Source organism: Telluria sp. AZSoR62, from assembly GCF_058111565.1.
Genome location: NZ_JBYTST010000358.1, coordinates 1 through 264, shown reverse-complemented (window position 1 = coordinate 264; position 264 = coordinate 1). Strand labels below are relative to the sequence as shown.

Genomic DNA, 264 nt, shown 5'->3' with positions numbered 1-264 from the left:
ATCCACCCACGGCCGCAACATGGCCGGCGCCCGCGCACTGTGGCGTGCCACGGGGATGAAAGATGACGACTTCAAAAAGCCGATCATCGCGATTGCCAACTCGTTCACCCAATTCGTACCCGGCCACGTCCACCTCAAGGACCTGGGCCAGCTGGTCGCCCGCGAGATCGAACGCGCCGGCGGTGTCGCCAAAGAATTCAACACCATCGCCGTGGATGACGGCATCGCCATGGGCCATGACGGCATGCTGTATTCGCTGCCGAG

Annotated in this window: 1 protein-coding gene; it reads left to right on the top strand. The window is 62.9% G+C overall.

Annotated elements, in window-relative coordinates; genetic code table 11:
• The coding region (locus AC3XQU_RS24100; RefSeq protein WP_489876649.1) for a dihydroxy-acid dehydratase domain-containing protein at window positions 1–264 on the top strand (264 nt) is incomplete at both ends.